This window comes from Clostridium sp. X, assembly GCF_055755365.1.
The window spans coordinates 21,622-47,122 of record NZ_JBVTKX010000002.1 but is presented as its reverse complement, the minus strand read 5'-3'; the positions used below and the strand labels follow the sequence as shown (position 1 = coordinate 47,122).

The following is a 25,501-nucleotide window of genomic DNA, read 5'->3' as shown; positions in this document are numbered from 1 at the left end:
AATTATACCACCATTTCCCACAATTCAGCATGTACAGTTATAAATTTTTCCAAATTCTTTTACCTTCCTCCTGCTTTCCCCATGTACTGAAACTTATATTCAGGTATTTCAAAAACTACATGAAGTCTCTTTGATCCTATCATTACTAAAGCATTTCCTCTCTTTTTACTTGCAAGTAGCTCTTCTTCTGCATCTGTTAGGTTATAAAGTTCCTTTGTTTCATGAAGATTCCTGCCATCGGTACCCATTATTATTTTAAAGCACGGTATATCCAAAAGGGCTTGTCCATACATCTTTATTTGCGGATCAAGAAAATCAACAACTGAATGACTTATTATAGCCACTCCTGCCTCATACTTTCTTGCTCTTTTTTCTACATTTCTTAAGAATACTAAACTTTGCGGCACACTAGGATCAATCATTAAATAAGCTTCATCACATATAAGTAAAACTCTCTCATTTCTATCCTTGCTCATTTGCTGCCAGCACCATGTAAGAATATTAAAGTATTGAGTTCTTTTAATATTATCACTAGTATTTTGTAAGTCATGTGTATCTAAACATATACATCTAGTATTGGTGTTAATAGAGCTTTTACCATTCCATAAAAAGGAATCACTTCCACTAGCAATATCTTTAAGTAATAAAACAAGATCAGCGAATATATTCTGTTCACTTTCTTTACGTATTTTTTCTTTTGCCTTTGCTTTTTTATTTACTAACTTATATAAATCAGAAAATATAGGGAAATCTTCATTATTCAATTTTGTAATATCAGTATCCCAAGTTATATTAAAGTTATTATACAAATCAATAATGCAGTCTTTTAATATAGCTCTTTCTCTATCTGTAAGTGATGGAAGATACAAGTTGAAAAATATTTCTAAATTCTTAATATAAATTGCCATATCTCCCATACCAAAGCCTTCATCTTTATAAACTTCGTCATCATCATCTATAGGAGTGGGCCTTATTTGTAGTGGATTTATTCTTCCGTTACTTCCACCACCTGCATTTATCCAATCTCCACCAAGAGCTTCACATAATTCCTTATACTATATGGATAGGTAACTCTTTGAAATTATCTCTAAGTTTTCCCCCCATTCACACCGGACATGAAACTTTCACTTCATCCGGCGTTCCATCATATTCAGTTGATTTTATAAGTTGAGTTTGTTATAAGCTATATTCCCGACTTGCTCCCTTAGTTTATTTAACTTAGATATTTGATTGCTGTCTAGTTCTAGTAATATTGTTTGATTTATAGCTTTACTAATGTTTGTGCTATGGATTAATCTATGTATCTTACTATCCACAATCACGAGATTACAGTACTTATCATTTCCTCCAAGTTTAACAGGAATAATATGATGACAATGTACTCTATCAAGTTCTATTATTTTTCCAGTTATATAACATTTACCATATTGTGCTACATATTTAGATATTCTATTATCCTGGTATTCAATACTTCTATTATATAGTTTAGTATTCATTACTTGATAAAGAACATCTCTAGGTATGCATTTAAGGCTTTCATGAATAATACTCCTGCCCTTATCTGTAAAGTTACATATACTTTGTGAAAAATTCATAGGACTTTGGTGCTTGACCGCACACAACGGAATTAGTGGAATTTCAAATATTTTAACTAGCTTTCTCTCATTAGTAATACCTGTCATAAACCTTTTAACACCTTCGGCAATATCACTAAGTTTAACTATGGTGGCATTATTCTTAAATCGGTTATTAATAGACTTAGAAATAATATAATTCACATCATCTAAGTTGTTATATACATTGGTAGCTATTTTATAGTAATTATGAATACCTATAACCATTAGATTATATTTCAGAACAGTATCTTTATTTTGGCTTTTCTGTATACCTTTAATCTTATTACGCAAGTTACTTTTTATTTTTTGAATAGCCTTATTGCTTATATGAGTTTGTGCAACATATCCAAACTTTGATTTACCTTGTTTCACTATCCTAACTCTAAATCCTAGGAAATCTGTTGAGTTTTTCTTAAGATTTACAATTCCTGATTTATCAGTATTTATTTCAAGGTTTAGCCTGTTACTAATAAAATCATTGACAGCATGATAAAATCTTTGTGCTTCTTCATATGTTCTACACATTATTTTAAAGTCGTCGGCGTACCTAACTATGAACCCACCCTTTAAATCGGTGTGTTTTCTAGCATATTGTCTGAAAGCTCCAAGGTTTTTATAATTATTGGGTTTATAGGTTTCCCATTGATTACTAACCCACCAATCTAGTTCGTTTAGCACTATATTGGATAATAGTGGGCTTATTATTCCCCCCTGTGGAGTTCCTTTGTTTGGAATTCCTTCTCCTTCAATTTCAGCTTTCAGTAACTTGGTAATAATACTTAAAAGTCTTTTATCTCTGATACCTAAAGTCCACATTTGTTTTAACAATTTGGAATGATTAACATTGTCAAAGAATCCTTTAATATCTATATCAACACAATAATGTTGCTTACCCATGTTAATTAAGCTAACCATTCTACTTACTGCATGATGTGTACTTCTATTAGGTCTAAATCCATAACTATGATTGTGAAATTTGGCTTCACAAATAGGCTCCAATACTTGCAATATACATTGTTGCACTACTCTATCCCAAATTGTCGGAATCCCTAAAGGCCTCATTTTATCACTACCAGGCTTAGGTATTAAAACTCTCCTTACCGACTTTGGCTTGTAGTTATATATTCTTTTTCTAACTTCGTTAATCACATCAATTGTAGGTAACTCGCTTATATTCTTAATTGTTAAACCATCTGTGCCAGGAGTTTTACTTCCTTTATTGGTCTTGAGATTTCTGTAAGCCAATCTTATATTCTGTTCTGAACCTATTATTTCAATTAACTTATAAAAATTATCACCATTCTTGCTTGATGAGTATAACCTATCAAATTCTTTTTGTAAGTCGTAATACTCATTAAATCTTAGTTTGTTTACTTTCATATTGTGGTCTGCACCCCTCTCGTTTTAAGAGAGTGAATTACATCTTTTAGTCTTACTCGAACCCACAATTCAAACTTATGGTAATAAAATCAACCTTCCTTATGACTAGTGGCTATCCCTTCACCACTTGTTATCATGGTTTCATTAGTACTGTGCCACCACTTTCGCTGATATAAACCTAAGTTATACAACTACTAATATCATAGTTACTTTCCTTAGAACCGCTTCACAGGCTGTAAGTCCTCCACGTTATCAGCTTACCACGTTCCGAAATTGCTATCTTTCACATATACCCTTAGACTTTTCCTATGAGCCTGTTACCTTGATAATGCCTATAACATTATATGGGTTTTCATAAACGAGAGTTTTACTCACCCACAGTAACAACACTTATATGTGTCCGTATACCTTTCGATATACTCCCCGTATAGACCCGTACATTCGGAAATTTGTCAGTATAAACTCTATTCGTGAGTTTATTAATACATTCTAATCATAGGTATTTTATAGACCTCCGGCCTATGGGTTGCACCATTCACCTCTGAACAGCTTTCGGTTACTAATTATTTAGCACTACGACAACTCTCAGCCGCCTTCACCGAACTTAGTACAGTTAGAATTCTTACACATTTCACTGCACTTCGGAGACTTAAGGGTAGCCCTTCAAGACGTTACTCTATCATTTGACTACTTGCAATTTCAGTTCTAAGACTAAAAAAAATTATACTTTATATCTTAGGCTATCCTTTTCAGATAGCAACGTGTCGTACCTCTCTCTGGATCTACAAAAATTATTTTAGTACCTTTCATATATTCAGCAAGAGCTATATGTTTTACTGCTGTACTTTTACCAACACCCGCAACACCCATAATAACCATGTTGGTATTAGTTCTATCATTGCCTCTTTTCCAAGTATCAAGAACAATTAAACCTCCACTAGTATCACGTCCAAAGTAGTATCCTGTCCCATCATTATATCCACTTGATGAAAAAGGAAATCCACCAACAAAGGTGGATAGTGGTATAATTCTTGATAGTATTTGTTCTATGTTCTCATCATTTGTATAAAATGGTGAGAGTGTTTTAAAAGCCTGCTCTTGTAAATTTGCAAGGGTTCTAGGTTTACATTTACTCATTGCACAAGTACTTTCTGTCTTTCTGCAAACTTTATTAAAAGTCTCTTCATCCTTAGCTATTGGCATAATAGTTATTCCAAGTAATCCTACAGTTTCACCATTTTGATCTATCTGAACCATTATTTTTTCACCATCTAAGGCAGCCCTTTCTGCTCTTTTTTGTGCTAAAGGATCTTTTGCACTTTCAGCAGCTCCACGATTTTGAATAACACTTCGTGATAAATTCTCAACAAAAGCACCATTATCAATTGGTGTAAATGATATACTGACAATGGTACTCGGTATATTTGTTATTTTAGAAAGCCAACCATAATCAACTTTCTGAGGATATTTTACTATTCCATAAACTTTCCCCGTATTTTCTCCAATAACAAGACTGTTTCTTTTAATCTCTAAACCCATTGGGGTAATAATATTTAATAATGCATTATTAATTGGCATTGCTTCATTTTGTTGTTTTCTTTTCATGTGTTTTCTCCTCATCTAATTTTATAAAATAGGTATTGTTGCTTCAAATTCTGTATCTTCAATATTTGAATAAGCAGGATTATTTATTAGGTTACACAGCCTTACTATTTCTTGCTCTTTCAATATTTCACAGCGTATACTCCCACTTTCAAACTTTGATATAAATTCATAGCACCTTTTAGATAAATCTCTTTCTACTCCTTCTTCATGTTTCTCCCACAGCATGATATAAAACTGTCTTTCAACTACGTCTCCTGATAAAGCATAATTGCTCATTACCATCATTTCATTTCTTAATAAATCCTTTTGCTTTTGGTCTGATGTACTGGCAATTATTTGAGTATATTCATTGATAAGTGGAGAAATATCCACTGGTCTTGAAACTGCAAGAAATTTAAAAGGCTTCTGCTCACTGGAAAGCTCTGCTGTAAGTGTTTTGTTTAGTTGTTTCTTTTCTCTTTCTGAAAACAAATCAATACTTATGGGATTAACTTTGATATACATAATAATTTGGCCGTCCCTTGTATAAAGGAAACGATCTTTAATATCTTTTACATTTACAAAGTCATTAGCTGTCTGCTCATCTTTGTTTAAAGTTTCTCTAGATTTTTTCTTATCTTTTTTTAAAAAAACTACAGCTCCTCCAATTAAGCAAACTATAATCATAATAATTGGTATAATAGGTTTCATGTTCTACCTCCTAAAGTTCAAATTCTTCTTCATCCCAAGGCATGATTTCTATTGTTTCTACTTCCTTTACATCGTAAAACCCATATTGTTCTGGTTCTCTAAATCTTTTTGAGTACTTTTTTATCTGTTCATCATTTAAGGAAGTAAATTGACCTTCCTCATTAAATCCACAAAGAAAAAACGTGCCAGCAATTATATCTCTGCCAACACGCCTATTACCTTCTAATCCTATTAATTTTCCCTCTTCATTACAAACGAGACTTGTATTTTCATCTAAATCTACAGCTTGAATTAATCCTCCAACTATCTTTTGCATTGATTCTAATTCCTTGTTTATCACTGCTTCAAAAGGCATTTTTTGTGGTTCAACTATTAATATTCTCATGTTAATTCATCTCCTTAATTTTTTGGTGCTATATGCCAATCATCATATAGACTACCTTGTATATTTACATAGTCATTTAAATTTATTGATAGCATTCCATCAGGTGTCCATGTGTCAATAACTTGTGAATACACATTGTATCTTCCATCAGGGTACCATATAGGTGTAAAATGTGCTCTTTGATTATAAGTTGAGTATTTATTATTTTTAAGCTTAAAGCTTGAAGCATATCCTGATGATATTTTCTTTAATACTCTATTGTAGTTTTGATAATTAAATTCTGGGTAATATGATATTACATTTTGAGCACCTGTTATTGATGAACTTGGTGCATTAGTACTTAAATTTGTTGATACATCTACATTTACACCATATCCAGATTTTATTGTTTTAGATAAAGCTGTAGGAACTTTACTATCAGGATGAACATTAATATTAGCTGAAAGCTTTGCATTATAATTTATCCACTTATACTTCCAATCTCCTCTATCTACCCACTGCCCATTATCAACCCAATATCCTCCTCCACTTCCATTACTAGTCCAACTCCAATCTGCCTTCCATTCCCACTTAGCTTCCCAATAACAATCCCATTCTCCCCACATTACAGAAGTCTTTTGAGATTTACTTGGAATGCTTGGAATTTTAAAATCATTATTTTTATCATTAGCTGTTGGATTAGGTGGTGTATTTTCTTTTAAATCAACAATTTTTGCTGTAATGGCTGTTCTGTTTGCTGATGCTCCAGTTACACTTACATCAATGTTAAGTGCTTGCGGTGTTGATGGAGTATGCCATTTAAACCAAACTTTCTGTGATTCATCTTCTGGAATATAAATGTTTTTAACAGTGTAATTTTGCCCATTCACTCTAAAAGTTACAGATACAGGGGTATCTGGTGTACGTCTTTTTTGTGTACTTACTGTTATTGAAGTTATAACATCAGTATCACATCTATACTCATAGTAGCTAGTATCTATAACAACTCCTTTATCTGCTTCACTAAAACGAACAATTCCAACTCCTAAATAAGCTTTTATCTGTGCATTTGATACCTTTTGATTATTAGATCCTGTCCATGCTGGTAAACCTAAATCAGAAGTTTGCAAAAATAAAGCAAGGGGTAAATTTTTATGTGATAAACTTACCATCTTGCTTCGTAGGCCCCCTCCTAATTTTTCGTCATATAAAGCTGCTTCATGGGCAGTCATAGCTATATAAATACCTTGAAAAGTCATATATGCTATAGGCTCTATAAGTAATTTATAATCACCACTTATAAGACTTTCATATTTCATTCCTGTAATATCTGCAATTAACCTTATTGCATATTCTGAACAAAAGTATTTTTTAGTGTCTTCAATGTTTATAGTATAACTACTTGAACCTATTATCCTTGGCATTGGTTTTGATGGCTTATAGTACACATAACCATTCATTCTTGGAACTAATCCAGTGCCATTTATATATTGAAGTTTACTCTTCTTGCCAAAATGACCAATGGTAGATGGTTGATTTTTATTTGAGAAATCAATAGGCGTAGTAACAGGTACTTTATCACTGCTTCTTATAACGGTTACTCTTATACCATCATTACCTGTATTCCAAAAGTTTTGACTAGTCCCGTTTCCCATTCCACCTCCTCCACCATCAAAATTTCCATTTCCTGTAGCAAAAGCATTTTTCGGAATAACAACACCTATTAGCACTAAACAGAGTAAAAACACTGTCATCTTTTTCATAAAATACCTCCAAAACGATTTTAAGAGTATGGCTTTTGCCATACTCTTAAAATCTATTTTTCTTACTCCTAATCCATTGTCCCAATTTGTTTATTTATATCTCCATTTGAACTTACATTTTGACCCTTATTTGCACCACTATCTTCAACTTCCCCGAATCCGTGGAAATTCATCTGTCCTTTACTATTTACATTTCCCATTTTTGGTGTTTCAATTTGAGGTTTTACTTCCTTTTCAGGATATGTTGGAACTTTATTTTTATTTGTTGCATCATCACTAGTCTTTGGTTTTTCTTTTGGTGGTTCAGGTTTAACAAACTTATCCTCTTTCTTTAGAGTTACAGTGTTTGAATTTAATTTTTCATCTTCATTAGCTTTTTCCGTTTTTGAATCCTCTTTATTTATAGATACAGCCTCATTATACTTTACCAAAGTTTCTGCATCTTTTACATTATGCTCTTTAGTAATAGAAGCTACTAATATAGTTCCGAAAGCTATAACTAAAACCACAAGAACTGATGCTAAAATATTTTTCTTTGACTTAAAACTAAGCTTTTTCATGAAAATTACCTCCCTTATTTTTAGAATTCAACGTGTTTTTCTACTCTTGTTAAAAAATAAACATATTTTCTTTGAAATGTCTAGATATTTTTTATGTTATTGGTATTAAAACTTTTGTGTGTAGCCTGCCTTAACCTTTAAATCTATTTCAAGTGGTGGTAGCTTGTCCCATCCAAATGATAAAGGTACTTCCAGATGAATATATGCTTCTGATTGGAATTTTTGTAGATTATCAGTATTTGATGGTGCTAAGGGATCGTTCACGATATTTACTTTAAGTTTCGAAAGCTTATACTCTACTTCCTTTCCTATAAGCTTAATATGATATGCTCCATCTTTTTCTAATCCAAGAAGATTATCAAGATAATTATATACATCTCCTGTATCAATCCTGCTTTCCCACCTATTTAAAGGAGATAATGTATATCCTCCACTGTACCCCTCTCTAAGTCCGTTATATACATCATCATAATTTTCAGTTGCAACAGCTATGATAGAAGTTTGAAGTGCATCTCTAACTCCCTTTGCAATTATTTGAAGTCTCATGTATTCAGAGACTGCACTAAATATAATTATCAGTGACATAACTATAGCACAGGCAAGTGGCATTGCATTTCCTCTTTTTTCTTTCAATAACCCTTTTAAAGCTTTTATTTCCAATATACTTCGCTCCTTCCTGTTGCCCTTGCATTAAGTTCAATAGGAAAAGAACCAAAGGTGAAAAATCCTATATCTACTGTACTTGATACTGTTACTGTTATTTCATCACTAATCTGCACCTTATTTGTTCCACTTATATAATTGGCTTTCCATAAAATACTAGGATTTATTCCTGTTTGCTTTTTTAATTCTTCTGCCTTTAAATTTATTTCTGTATCTACTTTTCCTGAAATTTCGGCAGCTCTAATAATTTCATTAGCATAGTTATTAAGCTGATTTTTAGCAATAAATACGGGAAACACCTTTACTGCAAAAGCAATCACAAGCATTGTAGCTATAACAATAACAACAGTATCAATATACCCTTCTCCACGTTTGCATTTAAGAAGTTTTTTCACATTTCCACCTCCTAGAACATATTTCCAAGTGACTTAACAATTTCTACTGCCATTACTCCAAGATACATTAAGACGAAACATATCAGCATTGCAAAGGAATATTTGCGGATTTTAGAAGGCTGTCTTGATGCTATTCCTTTAAGTCTTTGAAGCTCTAACTGTTTTAAATCATGGGATAACATCTGAAAATACACTCTTCCATCATCTCCTCGAAGCACACTAATTAATCCTCTTACAACTTCTGATAGAGTTGAGCTTCCAAGCCTTGTTTCAAATCTTGTAAGCGCTGCTTCATAGCTTCCTGATTTCATATCTGCTACAGTTATTTCTAGTTCTCTTTTCATACTCTTCCCTGCATTTTGCTTATAAGTTTCTAATATTGAAAGAACATCTCTACTTGCCTTTAACTCTTGGGTAAGTGTAGCTAAAAACCTTGGAAGCTCATATTCAATTTCCTCCCGTTGATTTTTTACTGCTTCATCAGCACTTTTTAATTCTTTAAAATAAACCGCAATAGATAAAAACAAAATTACTGGACTTATCATAGGAAAAATAATTAAAGCAGGGATAATACTTAAAAGTACCATTCCTGCTTTAATATAAGCTCTTGCTATATAAGTTTCTGGTGATAAATTAATTTCTGCTGACTTTAAACTAGCTATCATCTTTCTCTTTTTATAATCATTGATGTTGATATACTTAGAAACCTTGGTTGAAAGTTCTAAAATGAATACATCAAGATTTTTCACTTTTTTCTTTTGTCTTTTATTTATACTTAAAACTGCTTTGGAAGCCTTATAACTTGGTAATTTAAAATAATCTGCTAATATCATATAAGTTCCGAATGAGAGTAAGCATATAAAAGTAAGTAATATTAGTAGCATAAAGTTCTCCTTTCTTTTTGTAAAAATAAAAAGCACTTTAGAATATGAATTTATATTCTAAAATGCTTTTTAACTATTTTAAGTATGATTTTATTCTTTAAATAGTTTTTATTGTATGACTATTAAAACTATGATTTTTAGTGTTAGGACTTCTAATATACTCTTCTGAAATATATATATATGAATAATGTGAAGCCCAATACTCGTAGTATTTTTACTTATAATGAGCTTCCCCATTCATCACTTTGATCCAACTTAGCCAAAGCATAAAAATTCTAGCTAAATCTATTGAGCCTTTTAGTCTAAGAGCTATAATTTTGATACAATTTAGCGAGTTTTTAATATTATTATTTATTTTAATATCCCTAAATTGTATTGATTATCTCTAAAAACTACACACCTATATTGATATATTTCCCTGTACTGGATAGCTCAAAAGGCTTGAATTGATGCCCAAGCTATGTTTAGTGTATAAAATCTGCCTTTTTTACTTATACCCGTTCGTGGGAATATGTCGATAGCTCTTTTGTAGGTTTTGACGTTTGCGGGAATAAGTTAACTTTTTATTACTTATTTATCAAAGAAGACTATTTTACAATTCCTTGCCCATCTCATAAATAAGCCACTCAGCGTTTTCACGCCAACCTGCTTTCATACCATCTTTGTTTTTCCATATAGCTTCTGGCCCAGTGGTTCTATCTAAATCTATGCCAAATTTCCCATTTTCAGATTGCAAAACCTGTGCAGTACGATTTTTTCCACATTGGTAACACTCATTGATATTATCTGATTCTAAAATAACTGCACAAAAGTTCTCCATAGAACGAACCTTTAATACCACTGATAGCCTATTCCCAAAAAATTTATCTTCAATATGCTTGTGTTTGTTCACAATAATATACCTCTTATTGCTGATTTTCTTTAGTTCCTTAGCATATAATAAGTGAAGAACTTTTTCCGGTTTTAGAATATCATTTCCTTCAACTAAGCAAAATACAACATTTTTACCCTTAACTTTATAAACATATATTCCATCATCCACTCTTTTTGATTGGATCAAGATCTCATCAATACCACCAACTGGTATCTCTAGCTGATAATTCTTATTAGGAGTTTTTGATTGGTTATGGCTATTATCTTGAGCTGCATAGCCATCATCCAATGATGTATCATAAACATATATGCCTCCTGGTGAATTTAACTCAGTGGTTTCCTTTATAATATTGAACGGTTTTAGTTCTTTGCCATTTGGATTAAACCCATATACATAAGAATGTGGATTTTCGGCTGTTCCATCACCACCCATTGTAACAAAGTTATAGCAACCATTTTCTATTGCTCTGACTTTATTATATTTATACCACTTGTCATAAACAACATTACCACTGGTGCTGTTAATAATAACATCAACATTTTTCAATCCATACATCCTACTAAACAATGAATGATTACAGTCATAACAGATAGTCATTCCTATACTATATCCTTTATATAAGATAGGTTCAAACATTGACTTGGAAAGTTCACAATAATCTTCTAATTCAAATGCAGAATACGTAGTCATAGTATGCTTAATATACAAAGCCGTAGCCGTTTCAGTTTCATTTGCAAAACCATTAGCAAAAACACTAAAAATGGTGCCATACTTATCTTCACTGCTTACAATGACAGCTTTTCCGATTTCTTCACTAAAATCAAGACAAGCTTTAAAAATATTATTTACATCTTCTTCAATACATATATCTGCATTTATTAATAAAGAGTAGAAAGAGCAATAACAAAACTCTGGTAAAACAAAAATATCGAAATCAGATTCCTTCACAATTTCAATAGTATTTGCAAAATCTACTTCGTTTTTGAGTTCATCAGTCTGCAGATATAACCCTACTTTCAAACCTTCATTCTTCTGCATCTTAGTATTTTCAACAACTTCTGATTTTATATTCAATAGCTTTTTCAAACTCTCTTCTGCTCCTGCGGTTTCAAAATCTATCTGTCCATGCATTATTCTAACTAATTTATAACCATGCTTGCTGGCTTCAATATCTCTTACACTATCATAATAAGCTCTTATTTCATCTCGATTGACCGGCTGTCCATCTTTTGCATTTATATCATTACATGCCTGTATCCATAGTTGTTTATCAAAGTATACTGATATATCCGGATAAGCCAACAATGATACTTTTCTTGCCTCTGAAAAATGCTGCCTTTCATCATACTCAACAATCAATTTTTCACCTTCACAAACGAAGTCACATCTTAATTTAACATTCCTCTTTGCAAATGCTTTATCACCTCTATAGTTGGATAGCAATTTGTACAGTTTTTTATATTCTCCTTCGATTAAATCTGGTGTCTTCAACCAAGGAAATGTTTTTTCACATACGATGTCTCCATTGAATACTTTATTAAGTAGTAGCTGTAATGCATTTTTTTGCTCTATGACAGCTTTTGATGGAATTTTAATTCTATCGGCTAATAACTGTTTTTCAGCCCTAGGTAGCTTTGATTGTACTGTTTCAACCTTCTTTTCAGCTTTCTGGTCCAATTGTTTTTGCTTTATAACTGTTTTTGGGTCTACATACTCTGATATACCTGTATAAAACATTGCAAATCCTAGTCTTTCAAAAAATCGCATCGTCTCCTTGCCGCCGCCGAAATCATTCTTGCTGATTTCTTTTCCATATGCCACTTTATATGCCATTCCACGAATATGCTTAGCAGGTAGCTTCTTGCCATTATATATAAGAAATGTGGACTTGGGGCTTGGATACTCTGGATTCTCAGCATGGAAATTTTCAATTGCTTTTATGACATCTTCCCTTGTAATATCCATCCAATTGATTTTCGCCATTTTTACCTCTCCATTTCATTCTTCTAATTTGCTATTCATAACTCCCATCATCATTCAATACCTCACCACTAAATACAAATAAGTTATCAATTGGGATATGTTTCCTTATATAATCCGTTAAATCTGTATTTCCAACAGATACTTCACCACAAAGTGAGCCTTTAAAGATATATTTTTTATTATCTGTATCCTTAACTTGCATTTCCCAGCTACCTATATCTGTTGCATAGCAAAGTAGCTGTCCGCTTTCACAGTATCGAGAAAATAGATTTAATATTTCATTAGCAATTATCTTTCCAATACTAAATTGTTGTTTTCTACAGATTTCATATTTCCCAAAACCACCAGCATAGTTATAACCTGTAAACCATGCTCGCTCTGTGGATGATATAGTTAAATGTTGCTCTACTTCATCGATGGGGGAAGGTTCTGGACCATAGCAAATGTTATTAGACATGATTTTTATTTTCTGTATATCCATACAATCCCTCCTCGCTTAATTACAAATTGGAATTTGTTCAATCTTTAATTTTCTGTCATTCTCATTTTTAGAACTCAATAAATTCAAGTTCTTTTTCAGCTTCGGATTTCGAACGGTAAAAAACGATATCTCTATATGGTTCAAGATGCCGCTTCCATGAATTCACTATTTTTAGAAATTCCCTCCCCGTTTTAGCAATCAGAAAGCATTGCTGGTGGTTATTAATACAACATATAGGTGCATCACTTTCCAAATCGGATCGTTGACTAACTGTTCCAATAAAACCTCCTTCGCTATCCCTTGCTAGAATATCCACCTAAGGCACAGTATAAAATGACAAAGCAGGAATATCATCATCAAAAATGAAATGAATGTCGAAATCATTTGCATATCTTTGATATTCTTCATTTTTATCTTTTATGCTCATAGAGTAGATTGTAGTACCAGCGGGTATAACCTCAGCTTCTGTAGCGAACGCACCAATGCAACTATTTACTTCTGTTGTATAAAAATAAACTTTTCGCATTTATAACCTCCGTTAAATTCCTATTTATTGTCCTTTATCCATCTAAGCAAATATGGTCTATCGTTATTTACCCCAGGTTTTTCAAACCACTCAGAGCAAAGATAATATTCCTCTCCATAAATATTTAGGATTGGCTTTGCCATATATCTAACTGGACGAGTAGTATGATGTGATTTCTTTGCTAATAGTGGATATTGCAAATCAAAGTTTTCTTTTGAGTATTCTTTAGTTTGCATTAAATCAATAATTTCTATGGGGATTTGCCCACTTTCTAAAATTGGTGGTAAAGCAGTTCTTGCGATTTCAGCCACCTTTAAAGTTTCGTAGCCTGAAATAATATCATCAGAACTTTGTGCTATTTTTTCTTGTCTTATTTTAGGCTCTTTTGGTATTGAAATAGGTTTAACTTGCCTTTTATCAAACAGGTTAAATAACTGCAATCCACGCATAAATAGTTCTGAAGTATCTGAAACATTATTTGCAACCTGTGTCACGGGTAACAATATTTCATTATTAAAGTTTTCATTAGCCAAAATGTGTACATCATATTCAAGCCCCATATTTTGCAATACTCCATTAATATCATCTACTGTCGCCATAAGGTCATTATAAACAGCAGGGTTTATTTTTGGTGAAGCAAAAACAATATCACCATAAGGTATATTAAAACACCCTAAAATACACATGGCAGTTCTGATACACTTTTTTACAACTCGTGAAACTGTTTCCTCTCTTGAGCCATAGTTAAGTCCACCTTCGTGAAAAGCAATATCTGCAGCATAAATATGGGCACCATTCTCATCAAATGATATTCCTACAGCATCAGCCTCACTTTGTGAAATCAACTGTTCAAGGGAGTTGTTCTTAAATATATCGTAACCATATTTTGATGAAAACAAGTCGTTTGTTTTATTCATCAACTCTGCAATAATATCCTTATTTTGAAAGGACCATTCAGGAGAAACTGTCCAATTCAACTGTATGAGCTGACAATTCTTAATGTGTTTAAGCCAAGATAATATAAGGGATTCCCCCATCTCAATCTTCATAACTTCACCTTCCCATAATTCTTCGGAAACCTTTCTTTTCCTAGCAACCACAAATACTTATCTATTTCCTTTAAGTTGAATCGCTCCAATCCATAATATCTTCGAAATTCAATTAATATCTTTTTAAATATTACGTAGTCTTTTAAATCCTCATTGTTGAATTCATAAAAGTTATCCGTATCCCTAAAATACTTGAGCAGGGTATCAACAAAGCTATCATAAATAGGAAAGTAAAGCGGCTTGTGATGGCTACAGTATTTTGTAGCAAAGGAATAGAAATTCTTTATATTCCCATTATCCATTTCAATTTTTGCAATATCACCTACAAGAGTTATATCCCCATTGTCTAGTCTTTCATCAATATCTAATGATAGAATGTGTTTAGCCACCTTATATGCTGCAAAAATATTAGTGCTGTAAAAATCATTTAGCGTAGAAACTTTTACAAGAACATCTTCCATTAAAACATTAGAAGGATATGTTACAAAGAATAATTTATCTAATGCTTTTTCTTGAAATTTATAGTTTTCTAGGTTATCCCATTGTCCAAGATACTTTATTACTTCACCCTCACTTGGTTTTGGTATCTCTACTCTACTTTTATTTTTTCTAAGTATTCTTAACGCTACTTCCTTTTCCCCTTTCCCAGTGCTTAAACTTACAGTATTTCCAATAACATATTCTTTTAATAACTTGATATTGCGGCAATATGTATAAGAATCTGATTTAGGATTTTTCCTTCCCCTATCTGAAAAGTGTTCTATCAACTTTGTCCTATATCTTTCAATGCCGTCTTCACTAGCCAGCACTTCAATTGGTTCTATTCCAAAATCGTATCTAAAGATATAAAAAGCCTCACTGCAAATTATATGTTTATAAGATAAATGCTTGTAATTAGTATTTAAAAACTCCTTAAACCCTTCCTTTAATACGGCCAAATCCTCAATCTGAATAGCTTTATCAATCATCTACATACCCCCTTACTTTCAACCCAAATTAATCTAAGCACTCCAATTCTTCTCTTATTAAATCTATTGGATAAGAATAATCCAAAGAACCACACATCAAAGTATTATTAACCCATTTGTTAAGTTCAATAAGGTTAATATTTTCACTGGGTAAATACTCTTCTAACTTCCACGATATACTGATATCAAAATCCTGCATTTGCCCTAAAACACTGCGGTCATGCGTTTTTGTATAATCTATATTTCCGCATTTAGCAATATACTTATCTACTAAATCCTCGCCGAATCCCTCAGCTAAAAAGGTTCCTCTAATTGAATCAATCACAACTTTATCAAACCTTTTAAAATGTTCCATTCTTACACCATATAGCACAATACAATACCTAGTCTTATTGTTCATAAGAAGAACTCCTTTTCTTCTAACAAACATAAATAAGTTGGCGTGCCACTCAAAAAAGGGATCTGCATTTGTAGCATCATATGACTTTAATTTTATTTTCATTGTATCTATAAGCTTTTTTGTACATTCAATAATCATAACATCACCTTATACTTCTGTTGCCCGGAAGAAGTTTTTTCTATGGCTTTAATCTTATCATTTGTTTTGTTTATATTATTTAAAAACAGCGTTCCAAGTAATAGTCTATCGTTTTGTGGCATCCTATTCCACAAATAGCCTTTAAATAAATCTTTCACAAAAATATTTCATCATTTATAATGTTCTCTGCTTCTTTAATTTCTATCTCCAGTAACTCATTTACATCAATCATGTTAACTCTCCTTAACAATCATAATAACAACATTATATATCTTCCAATCTTTTGAAGTCAAACCATTCATACACAATCTGTAAGAATAGTAAAGCACCCCTTAGGCTTCTAAAAATCTAAAGGGCACTATACTCATTGTTTTTTTACATTTCCATATCTATCTCTATTCCAGATTTAAATTCGACCGTAAACCTTTCCTCATAAATTGATATCTTTCCAATTAATCTCCTTATCAACTGCTCATCACATTCATCAATAAGTGTAGATTGTTCCTTTAGTAAAGCTGTCATATCCATAATTCTTTGGCCCGCTGCTTTCTTTTCTGCATCTTTTGATAAAGCATTATGCTTTTACAGTGTCATCTTTTTTATTTTATTTTTGCAAATTTTCTATTTTACTGTTGAGTTTTTCAAATCATCACCTTTTATACTCCACAGGCTTAATTAATTTAATTACCGCTGCCAATGATATAAATATTACCAAAATACATATAGCTAATATTGCTTTGCCTATAGTTGTAAACATTAAAGTTTCATACCATGACTTATTTAAAAAGTACATTAGTGGTATATTTCCTATAAGAAGTATTGTCATGGTAATGAACTCTTTCATTGGTTCATATAAAAGATAATCAAGCTCTGAACTCACAATTCTCATATCTGAAAGCTTTATAACTATTGGTGTTAAAGTACTTTTTAAATTTTTATCTTCTTGGCAAGCAATAACTCCATCAACCCATTCTCTAAACACATCATTATCAATCTTAGATTTTAGATTTTCTAAAGCCATTTTAATATTAGAATTTATTAGCTTAGTTTGTGTAAGAAAGCTTTTAAAGACATCAGCTACTGGTGGGTTGATATAAGTTATGTTCTCATCAATTGCTGTAATTATGCTTTCACTTCTCAAATAAGATGTTGTTATTACTGATAATGCTGTTTCAAGCTCTGAATTCAACTGTTTCCTATAGAAAGTAGCTGTAAACTTAATATACCAAAATGGAAGTAATGCGAAACCTCCTGCAAGTATTGGTATTAAGAAAAAATTATTCATGGATATAGCTACTATCATACCTAATATAAATAAGGCAAAAGATAATACACAGAGGACTGCAAATTTCTCTCTTTTATTTGTAGCTTCTAAAATATTCTTTATTTCTTCTATTAATAGCTTTACTCCTTTTTGCTTTTTCTTCTTGGTAACTTCTATAATTTTTGATTTTAGTGTTTTTTCTTTATTTATAAATATTTTTGAAATAGCCTCTGAAACTTCTAATGGATTAATAGAAAAAAGTATAAAACATCCTGCCACTAAGCCTAAAAATGCTATTACCTTAAGCAATGTCACTGCTGTCACCTTCTTTCAGTAAACTATCAAGGATATTTAAAGGCATCCCATTTTCAAGAAGTCTTTTTTGTAAACTCTTTGAAATGTTATTAACCCTTTCATAATTACCGATTATTTTTAACTTTCCATCTACCACTCTATTTTCTTTGATGTTATAACGAAAAAGAGTGCGAATTTGCCTTTTACCATCTGGCAGTATTTCACACTCTGTAATCTCCATAATCTTTCTTGAATTATCCTCTAACTTCTTTGAAAAAAATACTATAGGAAAAGCTTCTGTTACCAATGAATATAAGGTATCATCATTAATATCATATTTCATCTTACATAAAGTAACCATACGAAAATATGTTGCTTCACATGAATTTGCATGGGTAGTTGTAATAACTGCATGTCCTGTCCTTGCTGCTTCTTGAGCTGAAAAAGATTCATCACCTTTCATCTCTGCTACACATATATAATCTGGATTAGATGTTAAAGCACTTTCAAGTAGTTTCTCTTGGTCAATATTATGCCTTTTATCCTCGCTATACCTTGTAACTGTATGAACTACACTATTTATAATATTTCCTTTTTCATCTTTCTTTACAAGATCAAATTCCCTTGTACCATTTTCTATGGTAAAAATGCGTTTATCGTTAGGAATTGTTGAAAGTAACCAACTCATCAATGTTGTTTTCCCTGATGATGTAGCTCCTGTAGCACACATACTTAAACCATATCTTAGACAAATACTTAGAAAATCAAGCATCTCTGCTGTGCCTGTTCCATTATTTATAAACTCCTCTCTTGAAAGCTTTTGAGGATTAACAATACGAATAGAAACTGCAATCCCTTTATCAGAGTCTATTACTCCACTACCAAACACAGTAATTCTTATCTTATTAGATAAATGTCCTCTTACTACAGGTTGTGAATTATCAAGTATCATACCCGATTTATGAAGCAATCTCCTAATTACATCAATGGCATGTTCTGGAGAATTAAACTTTTCTTCTGTAGATAATATTTCTCCATTTGTATAAGTAACTTTAATATCTCTCCACTGATTAATATTTATTTCTTCTACATCTTTTCTAAAAAGATATTTTGTAATAAAAGAGAACTCAGCCATCTCTGAATACAACTTTTCTACAAGTTCATCAAAGGATAAACCGTTAACTCCTAGTGAATAATCCATAAGATATTTAGATATATATGATTTAATCTGTTCCTTTTGTTTGTCTGAATTGTGGGCTATTAATGTTGAATATTTATTTGAAATATATTCTTGTACCTCTTGTAGTATATCAGGAAATTCTTTAATGTGTTGTCCTGAATTTAAAAACAGACTAGCATTATTCATCACTTCTTGCCTCCCCTAAACCATGATAAAGCTCTCCCTGAACTCTTTTTATCTTCAAAGTTTTCATCAAAAACTAAAGTAATTAATTCCCTAATCGCTGCATTGTATTCTTCCTTTCCTTTTGATTTTAGCTCTTCAAAAAGTTCACCACATAAAAATTGCTCTGACATTTCTTCAAGGTGTGGCAACTCATAATTTATACCATAATATTTTTCCTTAATCTGTTCTTTTGGTTCATTATTCTTAACATCAGATAAAACTTTAATATGGCCATCTACATTAAATCTTCTATCAGCTAATAAGGGTAAATATGCATCAAAATAGGATATCGTTTTTAAATTTCCATTTGTAAGTCTTATAACTTTATCTGCCATTTCAAGTGCAACTGTTGATAAAATATCAGAAGTAAAAACACTAGAGCAATCTACAATCACATAATCTGCTAAATGTCTGAGCAGTATTAATAAATCTACTGCCCTTTCCTTTGAATACTGTGCATATGTAAATATATTTTCTCCTTGCTCATATCCTAGAATACTTATATACTTATTTTTCCTCAAAGTAATACACTTAGATAAAATATCCTCTTGACTAATATTAGGAGATGATAATAAACTTCCTAGAGATTTCTTTTCTGACTTAGCACTAGGTAAAACTAACATGGATTGAGGACACAATGTATCACACATTACAATGATTACATTTTTCTTTTTTAATGCTAATTCTCTTGCAATCTTAATGCTTGTAATTGTTTTACCAGAGTTAGGATTTCCCCATACAGCAAGAACTTGATTACTTTCCATTTACATTCCTCCCTGAACTTGTTGTGTAGTATTAACTCTAATATCAGCAATATTGTTTATACTTGAATCTTTAATAATTTTTTCTTGCTCTTTTATAAATTTTTCTGCTATTTCTTCATTCCCTCGATAAACAAGAGCCACATGTATTTTGCTCTTCTCCTCTAGTTCTGCTAATAGTTTTGCTTGAGTCCTATTTGCTAAAAGAGTAACTGTAGATGGTAGCTCTTTTTCTTTATCATCCTTTTTATTATCTAAATATTGCTTATCTGATCCTTTATCTGTGGTAACAGCTAAAACTTTTACATATTGAAGTTCCTTAGGTATAATAGTCTCTCTTAGCTCTCCAAAATCAGCTGAAATAATTGAAATAATATCACCTGTTTCAAGCTTTCCTGAAAGTCCTGCTGCAAAACTTTTAATAGAAATTGAAATAGCTTGTTTATTACCATTTAACCCTTGCAAATACATATTATCTGCAAGCGGATTTTCTGATACTTTAGTATTTAGAACATAGTCATCTTTAAGCAAAGCTACTGTTGCATATTTACCTACTACATTTTCCTTATTCTTAAGAACTGTATTTGGTAAGTTATACCCACCTATTTCTACAACTTGAATCTTATCTGATGTAATTTCCTCTCCTACTTTAATATCCTTAATAATTCTTACAACCGATATTTTAGACTGTAATGCTTTATTGAAAAGTGGTGTAACTCCGAAACAAATTATAATAGATAACACAATTGCTGTAAGTCCTAGTACTGTTCTATTTTTAAATAATTTTTTCATTTTAACTTCCTCCTGTAATTAGAAATGATAGCAAGCACCCTATTGATAAATAAGGTGCTAGTGGAAAGGATATATTTTTATCCTTATTTTTTACTTTGTAATAAACAAAATTAATAGTTATCGCTACAGTAAGTCCTATGATACTTGCAATAAAACCTCCCTTTAATCCTAATAAAAATCCACTGGCTGCCATGAGTTTTACATCTCCACCACCAATTCCTTCTCCTTTTAATAATGCTGTTATAAAAAATGGTAGTGGAACAATTACAAATCCTAGAGCCGAATTCATAAGATTTATTTTTATCAAGCTAACAATCATAATTATAAGATGTACTTTATCAGGAATGATCTTTTCTTTTATATCTCTATAGCTTGCATAGATCAAAATTAAGGCATAAAAAAAGCCTTTGACGATTAAATATCTATCATCCAAAGCTATATTACCTCCATTCATCAAGATACATATATTTGTAATTCTTCTGAGACTTAGCAAACCTAATCATAAATTTCAACTGATCCACAACTGAAATATTAGTCTTATCCTTGGTAAGCATCATCACCGAACCTGCAATTGAAGATAAAATAAACACCACACAAAATGCGGTGTTTTTGGTTAGCATATATATGATTGTATCAATTGCTCCTGATACTACTGTAGCAAGTATCGCTTGAAATAATTCTTCTTTTCCAAAACCATCAAAGATTTCTATCTTTGTTTTTAAACCTAGTGGGATATATAAGGTTTCTTTTTCGTATTGCTCCAATGTAACACCTCCCTTACTTTAAAAACTAATAAACACTTTATCTATAATAGTTCAATACCAACTCCTTAATTTGCCATATACTTTCTGCAAGTATATAGAACATCACTGTATTCTTAAGCCTTTTCTTATACATAGCACCTTCATCCTCTGATACTCCCATTCTTATAAAACAATAAACCACTCTTAACACTGCCCCTACTCTAATGAGCATTGTAAAGGCATCTGCCATTTCTTTTACTAATTCCATTACTTTTTAAATGCTCCTTTCGTCATTTGTACTAACCTTGCAGATTGATAAACATTCCCCATAAGCCCTGCCCCATGTCCACCTGATATAATAATAAATTCTTGTAAGAATCTTGGAGTCTTTATAGCAAGCATTAATGCAGCCACACCCCAAAATACATGAGTATTAAGCATTAAAGCTACTCCGATTTTTGCTAGAACTATTTGTACTAATACTGCTAAAGTGGATTGAAAGAACTTCTGAATATATGTTCTAAATACTCCATTATCTGCATCTAATAATCCAACACAAGCTACTGGAAGACCTACACGAAGTATTAATATCTCCATTCCTCTCATTAAAAATTGAAGATATAAAAGAAAGAAACATATGAAAAATATCAATGAAATAATGGCTGTGAAGAGCCCTGCACTTGATATTCCATTAATTATTGCTGTAAAATCTGTTACCATGCCTTTACTTATTGCTTTTATTAATTTGTCTGTTAAATCTTCAATAATTCTACCTAACCAACTATATAATGTTGGAAAACATACTGCTATTGCTAATGCTTTAAAAAATCCTGTAAGCATAAGTATAGGATCTGCATCAGCATCTCCTTCTGTCCAAAGAATATATTGTTCAAAGCCTTTCTTCAAAAACTTTAATACTATTAGTGAAACACCAAAACCAAAGAAAATATCGAATACTTCCGTTAAACCATTAGTGCCAAGCATTGTATCCATATATCTCTCTGCATATAAAGCAATAGGTACTAAATCATTTAATAATGAATTCACATAAGTAAGACAACCACTTAATATTCCAGCAATTAAAAGCACTAATAAGTATTCCATATCATCACCTGCCAATATTTAAAGGGCTTATGATTATAATATTAAGCCCTTTAAATGAATTTATTTAACCCTTAAAGTTAAACATATCTTTAATTCTTTGAGTTAGCGTAGGAAGAATAGTTCCTTGAAAAAGAAGATATAGCCCTCCAAGTATTAATGCTCCAATCACAACGGACATTAAGATTTTAACCGCTGTATCAACAAAGCCCTCACCGCTTTTGCTTGTGAGAGCTTTCTTTGCTTTTCCTACCATATTCATAGCCTTAATTTGTGTTCCTAATACTAAATTTTTCATATTATTTATACCTCCATAAATTTAATTGTTTTAATGATTTTAATTTTTTATTGATTACTTGTAGTAACCTACAATAAGATTTAATGTTGCTGAGCCTAGCACTGCTCCAATACATGAAACAATTGCTACAACAATTCTGTTATTCCATTTTTTCTGATCCATCTCATCAGCTGCACTTCTTCTAATACAAAAATATATAATTAGAAGTCCTGACAGTACAGGAGCAAGTATCATTAACCAAGTAGTAATATCATTAATTAACTTTTCTGTACCTTTTACAATTTGGCTGTTTCTAACATCTTCTGCCGCATATACTGGTATTGAAATCATACTGACTGTATAGATTGATACTAAAGTAAGTAATATTTTTTCTTTTGTCTTTTTTAAAAAGTTTTTAATCTGTTTCAAAATAACTATCTCCTTTCTCATTTCCTGTTACATAGCTAATTTTTTCAACTTTATTAATCTTTTCTTGCAGTGCTATTACTGAGTTTTTTGTAATATTTAATTGCTCATTAGCTGTGTAATAAAGCCATACTCCCCATAAATCCATATTTTCCATACTTGCACTTCTTACTTTTCTTCTACTTTCTCTTAATTCTCTTATCTTTCGATTATGTTCCTTATCTCCTAGCCCAAAGATTTTATTAAATTGCCATTCTGACAAATCTGGAGAAAACATAATTGCAGGATTATTTCTTGATGTAATTAAGCTATAGGGTCTTGAAATAAGTCTTATTTCATCAACTGTCAGTAAAGCTCTATGAGTAAGATTGATGCTGTGTGAACTTGATGGAGTACTATATTTTCCATGGGAAGCACTTAGTGAATAAGTGGCTACTGTATAATTTCCTAGTTTCTTGGATATTTCATCTAAGGTTTCAAGGTCATCCGCCTGAAGATAAATCCAATTCTCACAGTTGCCCTTTATGGTTTTCGCCACCTCCTTTCCGTATTTTTCATCTAGCTGTGCAAAACTCTGTAAAAATAAATTAAACCTAATTCCTCTGCCCCCACCAACGGTAAGCTTATTTGAGAAATCAGGTATTTGAGCAAAGTTTCCAAATTCATCAAGTAAGAAATTCACTCTATTTTTTAATCTACCTCCTCTTTCATCTGCACTTTTTACAAGTTGTATATAATGCTGTGATACAAATAAACTTGCTAAAGAATAATAAGTTGTTCTCTCATCAGGAAGAATAATAAAAATAGCTGTTTTTTTATTTCCTATATCTTTAAAATTATAATCAGTTACATTAGTCATAGAATTTATAAGTGGATTTGTAAAAAGCCTTAAAGTTGTAAGTGCAGCTGTATAAAAACTTCCTCTTGTTTTACTTGGTGCAACTTCTGATATAGCAAGCAATGCTTTAGCTGGATGAGTTGGACTAAGTTTCTTTACATACTCAACTATAGGCATTGAATTGCCTACAGCCTTACACATTTCACTAATAAAATAATAAACATTTGTCATGTTTTGATATTTTCTGTTCTTCCCCTCTCTATTATCATAAACAACGCTCATAATAGCACTTGCAATAATACTAGCTTCACCATCTGTCCATATTCTTTCACCCTTTGGCTCACCTACAAGTTGAGACGTTAAATCCCATGTAGCATCAATAGCCTTTGCTATATCATTGTTATCAATAGCTTCAATTACAGGTTCTAAAAAATTATATCTATGGCTCTTTAAGGGATTTTTAAAATCTATAGCAATAACCTCATATCCTAACCTTTCTAAAAGAGGATAGGTATATTGGTATAGCTCACCCTTAGGATCACTTAGAATCATACTTTCACCTGCAAGGGCTATATTTGCAATGCTTTGAAGTACAACTGTTCTTGTTTTTCCTGAACGTGTTGCACCAATACATAAACTATGAACATCTTCACCAATAAAGAATATTTTTTCTTTACCACCTACCTTTCTACACCCAAGCACTATACCACCTTGCGGTAAAATACTTTGGGAACATTTACAAATATTTTTGATGGTTTTCTCTGTGTCTTCAGTATTTCTTGCTTGTTTTTCAAATGTTGATTTCGCTTGGATTTCTTCTTGCCTTTCTTCATCTTCTTTTCTCTCATCTTTGCACTCACTTCCTTTCAAAATTTCTTCTACGTCATCATATCCTTGCTTAATTAATGTTTTAACTTTACTGTCATTGCTATTAAGAATAAAGCTTTCAAAAGCTACATCCTTCTCTTTTTCACTAAGCCATTCCGCTGAACCAAACTGTTTTTGCCCTGCTGATACTGGGGTAGAAATCTTAGGTGTTATTTGTTTTAAATCACTTTGATAAGGCTTGTCATTTGCTACAAAGAAAAATACTGCAAATAACACTATAAATCCATTTAGGCATAAAAAAAGCATCAAGTGATTTTTACTTGACGCCATACTTTGGATACATGTTATGAGATTTATAAACTCTAGTTTTATTATTTTCCTTGATAACAGGTAGTGGATTAGGGTTGAGAATTGTAGGTTGAAGATGGTACCT

Annotated in this window: 26 protein-coding genes and 3 pseudogenes; all 29 read right to left on the bottom strand. The window is 31.7% G+C overall.

What is annotated here, in order from left to right; genetic code table 11:
• Positions 1-59: 59 nt before the first annotated feature.
• A pseudogene (locus ACX0KU_RS15890) lies at positions 60-1,055 on the bottom strand (VirB4 family type IV secretion system protein); the annotation flags it as partial.
• A 105-nt stretch (positions 1,056-1,160) separates the two neighbouring features.
• Positions 1,161-2,996: a group II intron reverse transcriptase/maturase gene (gene ltrA / locus ACX0KU_RS15885; RefSeq protein ID WP_472992554.1), complete on the bottom strand. Its 1,836-nt coding sequence runs from the start codon at positions 2,994-2,996 to the stop codon at positions 1,161-1,163.
• A 771-nt stretch (positions 2,997-3,767) separates the two neighbouring features.
• Positions 3,768-4,601, bottom strand: a pseudogene (locus tag ACX0KU_RS15880) (VirB4 family type IV secretion system protein); the annotation flags it as partial.
• A 21-nt stretch (positions 4,602-4,622) separates the two neighbouring features.
• On the bottom strand, positions 4,623-5,291 hold the full coding sequence (locus tag ACX0KU_RS15875; protein WP_472992553.1) for a hypothetical protein: 669 nt from the start codon (positions 5,289-5,291) through the stop codon (positions 4,623-4,625).
• A 10-nt stretch (positions 5,292-5,301) separates the two neighbouring features.
• Positions 5,302-5,676 carry a DUF3846 domain-containing protein gene (locus ACX0KU_RS15870; RefSeq protein ID WP_472992552.1) on the bottom strand — a complete coding sequence of 125 codons (375 nt, stop codon included), beginning with the start codon at positions 5,674-5,676 and terminating at the stop codon, positions 5,302-5,304.
• Between the two features lie 14 nt (positions 5,677-5,690).
• Entirely contained in the window at positions 5,691-7,418 is a 1,728-nt protein-coding gene (locus tag ACX0KU_RS15865; protein WP_472992551.1) for a DUF8193 domain-containing protein, read from the bottom strand.
• 68 nt (positions 7,419-7,486) lie between these two features.
• On the bottom strand, positions 7,487-7,978 hold the full coding sequence (locus ACX0KU_RS15860; RefSeq protein ID WP_472992550.1) for a DUF6550 family protein: 492 nt from the start codon (positions 7,976-7,978) through the stop codon (positions 7,487-7,489).
• Between the two features lie 105 nt (positions 7,979-8,083).
• The gene (locus ACX0KU_RS15855; protein WP_472992549.1) at positions 8,084-8,638 is read right to left on the bottom strand and encodes a hypothetical protein; all 555 of its coding nucleotides are present in this window, start codon (positions 8,636-8,638) and stop codon (positions 8,084-8,086) included.
• Positions 8,629-9,036, bottom strand: a complete 408-nt coding sequence (locus ACX0KU_RS15850) for a DUF4320 family protein (protein ID WP_472992548.1) — start codon at positions 9,034-9,036, stop codon at positions 8,629-8,631. Before ACX0KU_RS15850 ends, ACX0KU_RS15855 begins: the two co-directional genes overlap by 10 nt.
• Before the next feature lie 11 nt (positions 9,037-9,047).
• The gene (locus ACX0KU_RS15845) at positions 9,048-9,920 is read right to left on the bottom strand and encodes a secretion protein F (RefSeq protein ID WP_472992547.1); all 873 of its coding nucleotides are present in this window, start codon (positions 9,918-9,920) and stop codon (positions 9,048-9,050) included.
• Between the two features lie 592 nt (positions 9,921-10,512).
• Positions 10,513-12,777 (bottom strand): nitrilase-related carbon-nitrogen hydrolase, encoded by a 2,265-nt coding sequence (locus ACX0KU_RS15840; RefSeq protein ID WP_472992546.1) that lies wholly within the window; start codon positions 12,775-12,777, stop codon positions 10,513-10,515.
• 31 nt (positions 12,778-12,808) lie between these two features.
• A complete protein-coding gene (locus tag ACX0KU_RS15835) occupies positions 12,809-13,258 on the bottom strand; it encodes a hypothetical protein (RefSeq protein WP_472992545.1) in 450 nt (149 codons plus the stop codon).
• Between the two features lie 316 nt (positions 13,259-13,574).
• The gene (locus ACX0KU_RS15830) at positions 13,575-13,784 is read right to left on the bottom strand and encodes a hypothetical protein (RefSeq protein ID WP_472992544.1); all 210 of its coding nucleotides are present in this window, start codon (positions 13,782-13,784) and stop codon (positions 13,575-13,577) included.
• A gap of 20 nt (positions 13,785-13,804) precedes the next feature.
• The gene (locus tag ACX0KU_RS15825; RefSeq protein ID WP_472992543.1) at positions 13,805-14,833 is read right to left on the bottom strand and encodes a hypothetical protein; all 1,029 of its coding nucleotides are present in this window, start codon (positions 14,831-14,833) and stop codon (positions 13,805-13,807) included.
• Entirely contained in the window at positions 14,830-15,801 is a 972-nt protein-coding gene (locus tag ACX0KU_RS15820; protein ID WP_472992542.1) for a hypothetical protein, read from the bottom strand. The genes ACX0KU_RS15825 and ACX0KU_RS15820 overlap by 4 nt, the downstream gene beginning before the upstream one ends.
• A gap of 28 nt (positions 15,802-15,829) precedes the next feature.
• On the bottom strand, positions 15,830-16,339 hold the full coding sequence (locus ACX0KU_RS15815; RefSeq protein ID WP_472992541.1) for a DUF6933 domain-containing protein: 510 nt from the start codon (positions 16,337-16,339) through the stop codon (positions 15,830-15,832).
• Positions 16,336-16,571 (bottom strand): annotated as a pseudogene (locus ACX0KU_RS15810) (single-stranded DNA-binding protein). The gene ACX0KU_RS15815 and the pseudogene ACX0KU_RS15810 overlap by 4 nt, the downstream one beginning before the upstream one ends.
• A gap of 143 nt (positions 16,572-16,714) precedes the next feature.
• Positions 16,715-16,867, bottom strand: a complete 153-nt coding sequence (locus tag ACX0KU_RS15805) for an integrase (RefSeq protein ID WP_472992540.1) — start codon at positions 16,865-16,867, stop codon at positions 16,715-16,717.
• A 121-nt stretch (positions 16,868-16,988) separates the two neighbouring features.
• Positions 16,989-17,918, bottom strand: a complete 930-nt coding sequence (locus ACX0KU_RS15800) for a type II secretion system F family protein (protein WP_472992539.1) — start codon at positions 17,916-17,918, stop codon at positions 16,989-16,991.
• On the bottom strand, positions 17,905-19,263 hold the full coding sequence (locus ACX0KU_RS15795) for an ATPase, T2SS/T4P/T4SS family (protein ID WP_472992538.1): 1,359 nt from the start codon (positions 19,261-19,263) through the stop codon (positions 17,905-17,907). Before ACX0KU_RS15795 ends, ACX0KU_RS15800 begins: the two co-directional genes overlap by 14 nt.
• Complete coding sequence (locus ACX0KU_RS15790) at positions 19,263-20,066, bottom strand: ParA family protein (RefSeq protein ID WP_472992537.1); 804 nt, start codon at positions 20,064-20,066, stop codon at positions 19,263-19,265. Before ACX0KU_RS15790 ends, ACX0KU_RS15795 begins: the two co-directional genes overlap by 1 nt.
• Positions 20,067-20,855, bottom strand: a complete 789-nt coding sequence (cpaB, locus tag ACX0KU_RS15785; RefSeq protein ID WP_472992536.1) for a Flp pilus assembly protein CpaB — start codon at positions 20,853-20,855, stop codon at positions 20,067-20,069. It lies immediately after the preceding gene.
• A 1-nt stretch (position 20,856) separates the two neighbouring features.
• Entirely contained in the window at positions 20,857-21,288 is a 432-nt protein-coding gene (locus ACX0KU_RS15780; protein WP_472992535.1) for a prepilin peptidase, read from the bottom strand.
• Positions 21,289-21,295: 7 nt separating this feature from the next.
• Positions 21,296-21,619 (bottom strand): hypothetical protein, encoded by a 324-nt coding sequence (locus ACX0KU_RS15775; protein WP_472992534.1) that lies wholly within the window; start codon positions 21,617-21,619, stop codon positions 21,296-21,298.
• A 37-nt stretch (positions 21,620-21,656) separates the two neighbouring features.
• Complete coding sequence (locus tag ACX0KU_RS15770) at positions 21,657-21,866, bottom strand: mercury transporter (RefSeq protein ID WP_472992532.1); 210 nt, start codon at positions 21,864-21,866, stop codon at positions 21,657-21,659.
• The gene (locus ACX0KU_RS15765) at positions 21,866-22,702 is read right to left on the bottom strand and encodes a conjugal transfer protein TrbL family protein (RefSeq protein ID WP_472992531.1); all 837 of its coding nucleotides are present in this window, start codon (positions 22,700-22,702) and stop codon (positions 21,866-21,868) included. The genes ACX0KU_RS15770 and ACX0KU_RS15765 overlap by 1 nt, the downstream gene beginning before the upstream one ends.
• A 64-nt stretch (positions 22,703-22,766) precedes the next feature.
• Positions 22,767-22,997: a DUF6133 family protein gene (locus ACX0KU_RS15760; RefSeq protein ID WP_472992530.1), complete on the bottom strand. Its 231-nt coding sequence runs from the start codon at positions 22,995-22,997 to the stop codon at positions 22,767-22,769.
• 54 nt (positions 22,998-23,051) lie between these two features.
• Entirely contained in the window at positions 23,052-23,327 is a 276-nt protein-coding gene (locus tag ACX0KU_RS15755) for an Mbov_0395 family pilin-like conjugal transfer protein (protein ID WP_472992609.1), read from the bottom strand.
• Positions 23,328-23,391: 64 nt separating this feature from the next.
• Complete coding sequence (locus ACX0KU_RS15750) at positions 23,392-25,398, bottom strand: VirD4-like conjugal transfer protein, CD1115 family (protein WP_472992529.1); 2,007 nt, start codon at positions 25,396-25,398, stop codon at positions 23,392-23,394.
• Positions 25,399-25,501 lie beyond the last annotated feature (103 nt).

Excerpts from the sequence above, each read along its gene's own strand:
- ACX0KU_RS15760 (WP_472992530.1), bottom strand. The coding sequence starts at position 22,997 with ATGAAAAATTTAGTATTAGGAACACAAATTAAGGCTATGAATATGGTA.
- ACX0KU_RS15815 (WP_472992541.1), bottom strand. The coding sequence starts at position 16,339 with ATGATTATTGAATGTACAAAAAAGCTTATAGATACAATGAAAATAAAA.
- ACX0KU_RS15835 (WP_472992545.1), bottom strand. The coding sequence starts at position 13,258 with ATGGATATACAGAAAATAAAAATCATGTCTAATAACATTTGCTATGGT.
- ACX0KU_RS15870 (WP_472992552.1), bottom strand. The coding sequence starts at position 5,676 with ATGAGAATATTAATAGTTGAACCACAAAAAATGCCTTTTGAAGCAGTG.
- ACX0KU_RS15860 (WP_472992550.1), bottom strand. The coding sequence starts at position 7,978 with ATGAAAAAGCTTAGTTTTAAGTCAAAGAAAAATATTTTAGCATCAGTT.
- ACX0KU_RS15765 (WP_472992531.1), bottom strand. The coding sequence starts at position 22,702 with ATGGAATACTTATTAGTGCTTTTAATTGCTGGAATATTAAGTGGTTGT.
- ACX0KU_RS15820 (WP_472992542.1), bottom strand. The coding sequence starts at position 15,801 with ATGATTGATAAAGCTATTCAGATTGAGGATTTGGCCGTATTAAAGGAA.
- ACX0KU_RS15825 (WP_472992543.1), bottom strand. The coding sequence starts at position 14,833 with ATGAAGATTGAGATGGGGGAATCCCTTATATTATCTTGGCTTAAACAC.
- ACX0KU_RS15770 (WP_472992532.1), bottom strand. The coding sequence starts at position 21,866 with ATGGAATTAGTAAAAGAAATGGCAGATGCCTTTACAATGCTCATTAGA.
- cpaB (WP_472992536.1), bottom strand. The coding sequence starts at position 20,855 with ATGAAAAAATTATTTAAAAATAGAACAGTACTAGGACTTACAGCAATT.
- ACX0KU_RS15830 (WP_472992544.1), bottom strand. The coding sequence starts at position 13,784 with ATGCGAAAAGTTTATTTTTATACAACAGAAGTAAATAGTTGCATTGGT.
- ACX0KU_RS15865 (WP_472992551.1), bottom strand. The coding sequence starts at position 7,418 with ATGAAAAAGATGACAGTGTTTTTACTCTGTTTAGTGCTAATAGGTGTT.
- ACX0KU_RS15875 (WP_472992553.1), bottom strand. The coding sequence starts at position 5,291 with ATGAAACCTATTATACCAATTATTATGATTATAGTTTGCTTAATTGGA.
- ACX0KU_RS15795 (WP_472992538.1), bottom strand. The coding sequence starts at position 19,263 with ATGAATAATGCTAGTCTGTTTTTAAATTCAGGACAACACATTAAAGAA.
- ACX0KU_RS15790 (WP_472992537.1), bottom strand. The coding sequence starts at position 20,066 with ATGGAAAGTAATCAAGTTCTTGCTGTATGGGGAAATCCTAACTCTGGT.
- ACX0KU_RS15805 (WP_472992540.1), bottom strand. The coding sequence starts at position 16,867 with ATGGATATGACAGCTTTACTAAAGGAACAATCTACACTTATTGATGAA.
- ACX0KU_RS15750 (WP_472992529.1), bottom strand. The coding sequence starts at position 25,398 with ATGGCGTCAAGTAAAAATCACTTGATGCTTTTTTTATGCCTAAATGGA.
- ACX0KU_RS15845 (WP_472992547.1), bottom strand. The coding sequence starts at position 9,920 with ATGCTACTAATATTACTTACTTTTATATGCTTACTCTCATTCGGAACT.
- ACX0KU_RS15840 (WP_472992546.1), bottom strand. The coding sequence starts at position 12,777 with ATGGCGAAAATCAATTGGATGGATATTACAAGGGAAGATGTCATAAAA.
- ltrA (WP_472992554.1), bottom strand. The coding sequence starts at position 2,996 with ATGAAAGTAAACAAACTAAGATTTAATGAGTATTACGACTTACAAAAA.
- ACX0KU_RS15755 (WP_472992609.1), bottom strand. The coding sequence starts at position 23,327 with ATGATTTCAATACCAGTATATGCGGCAGAAGATGTTAGAAACAGCCAA.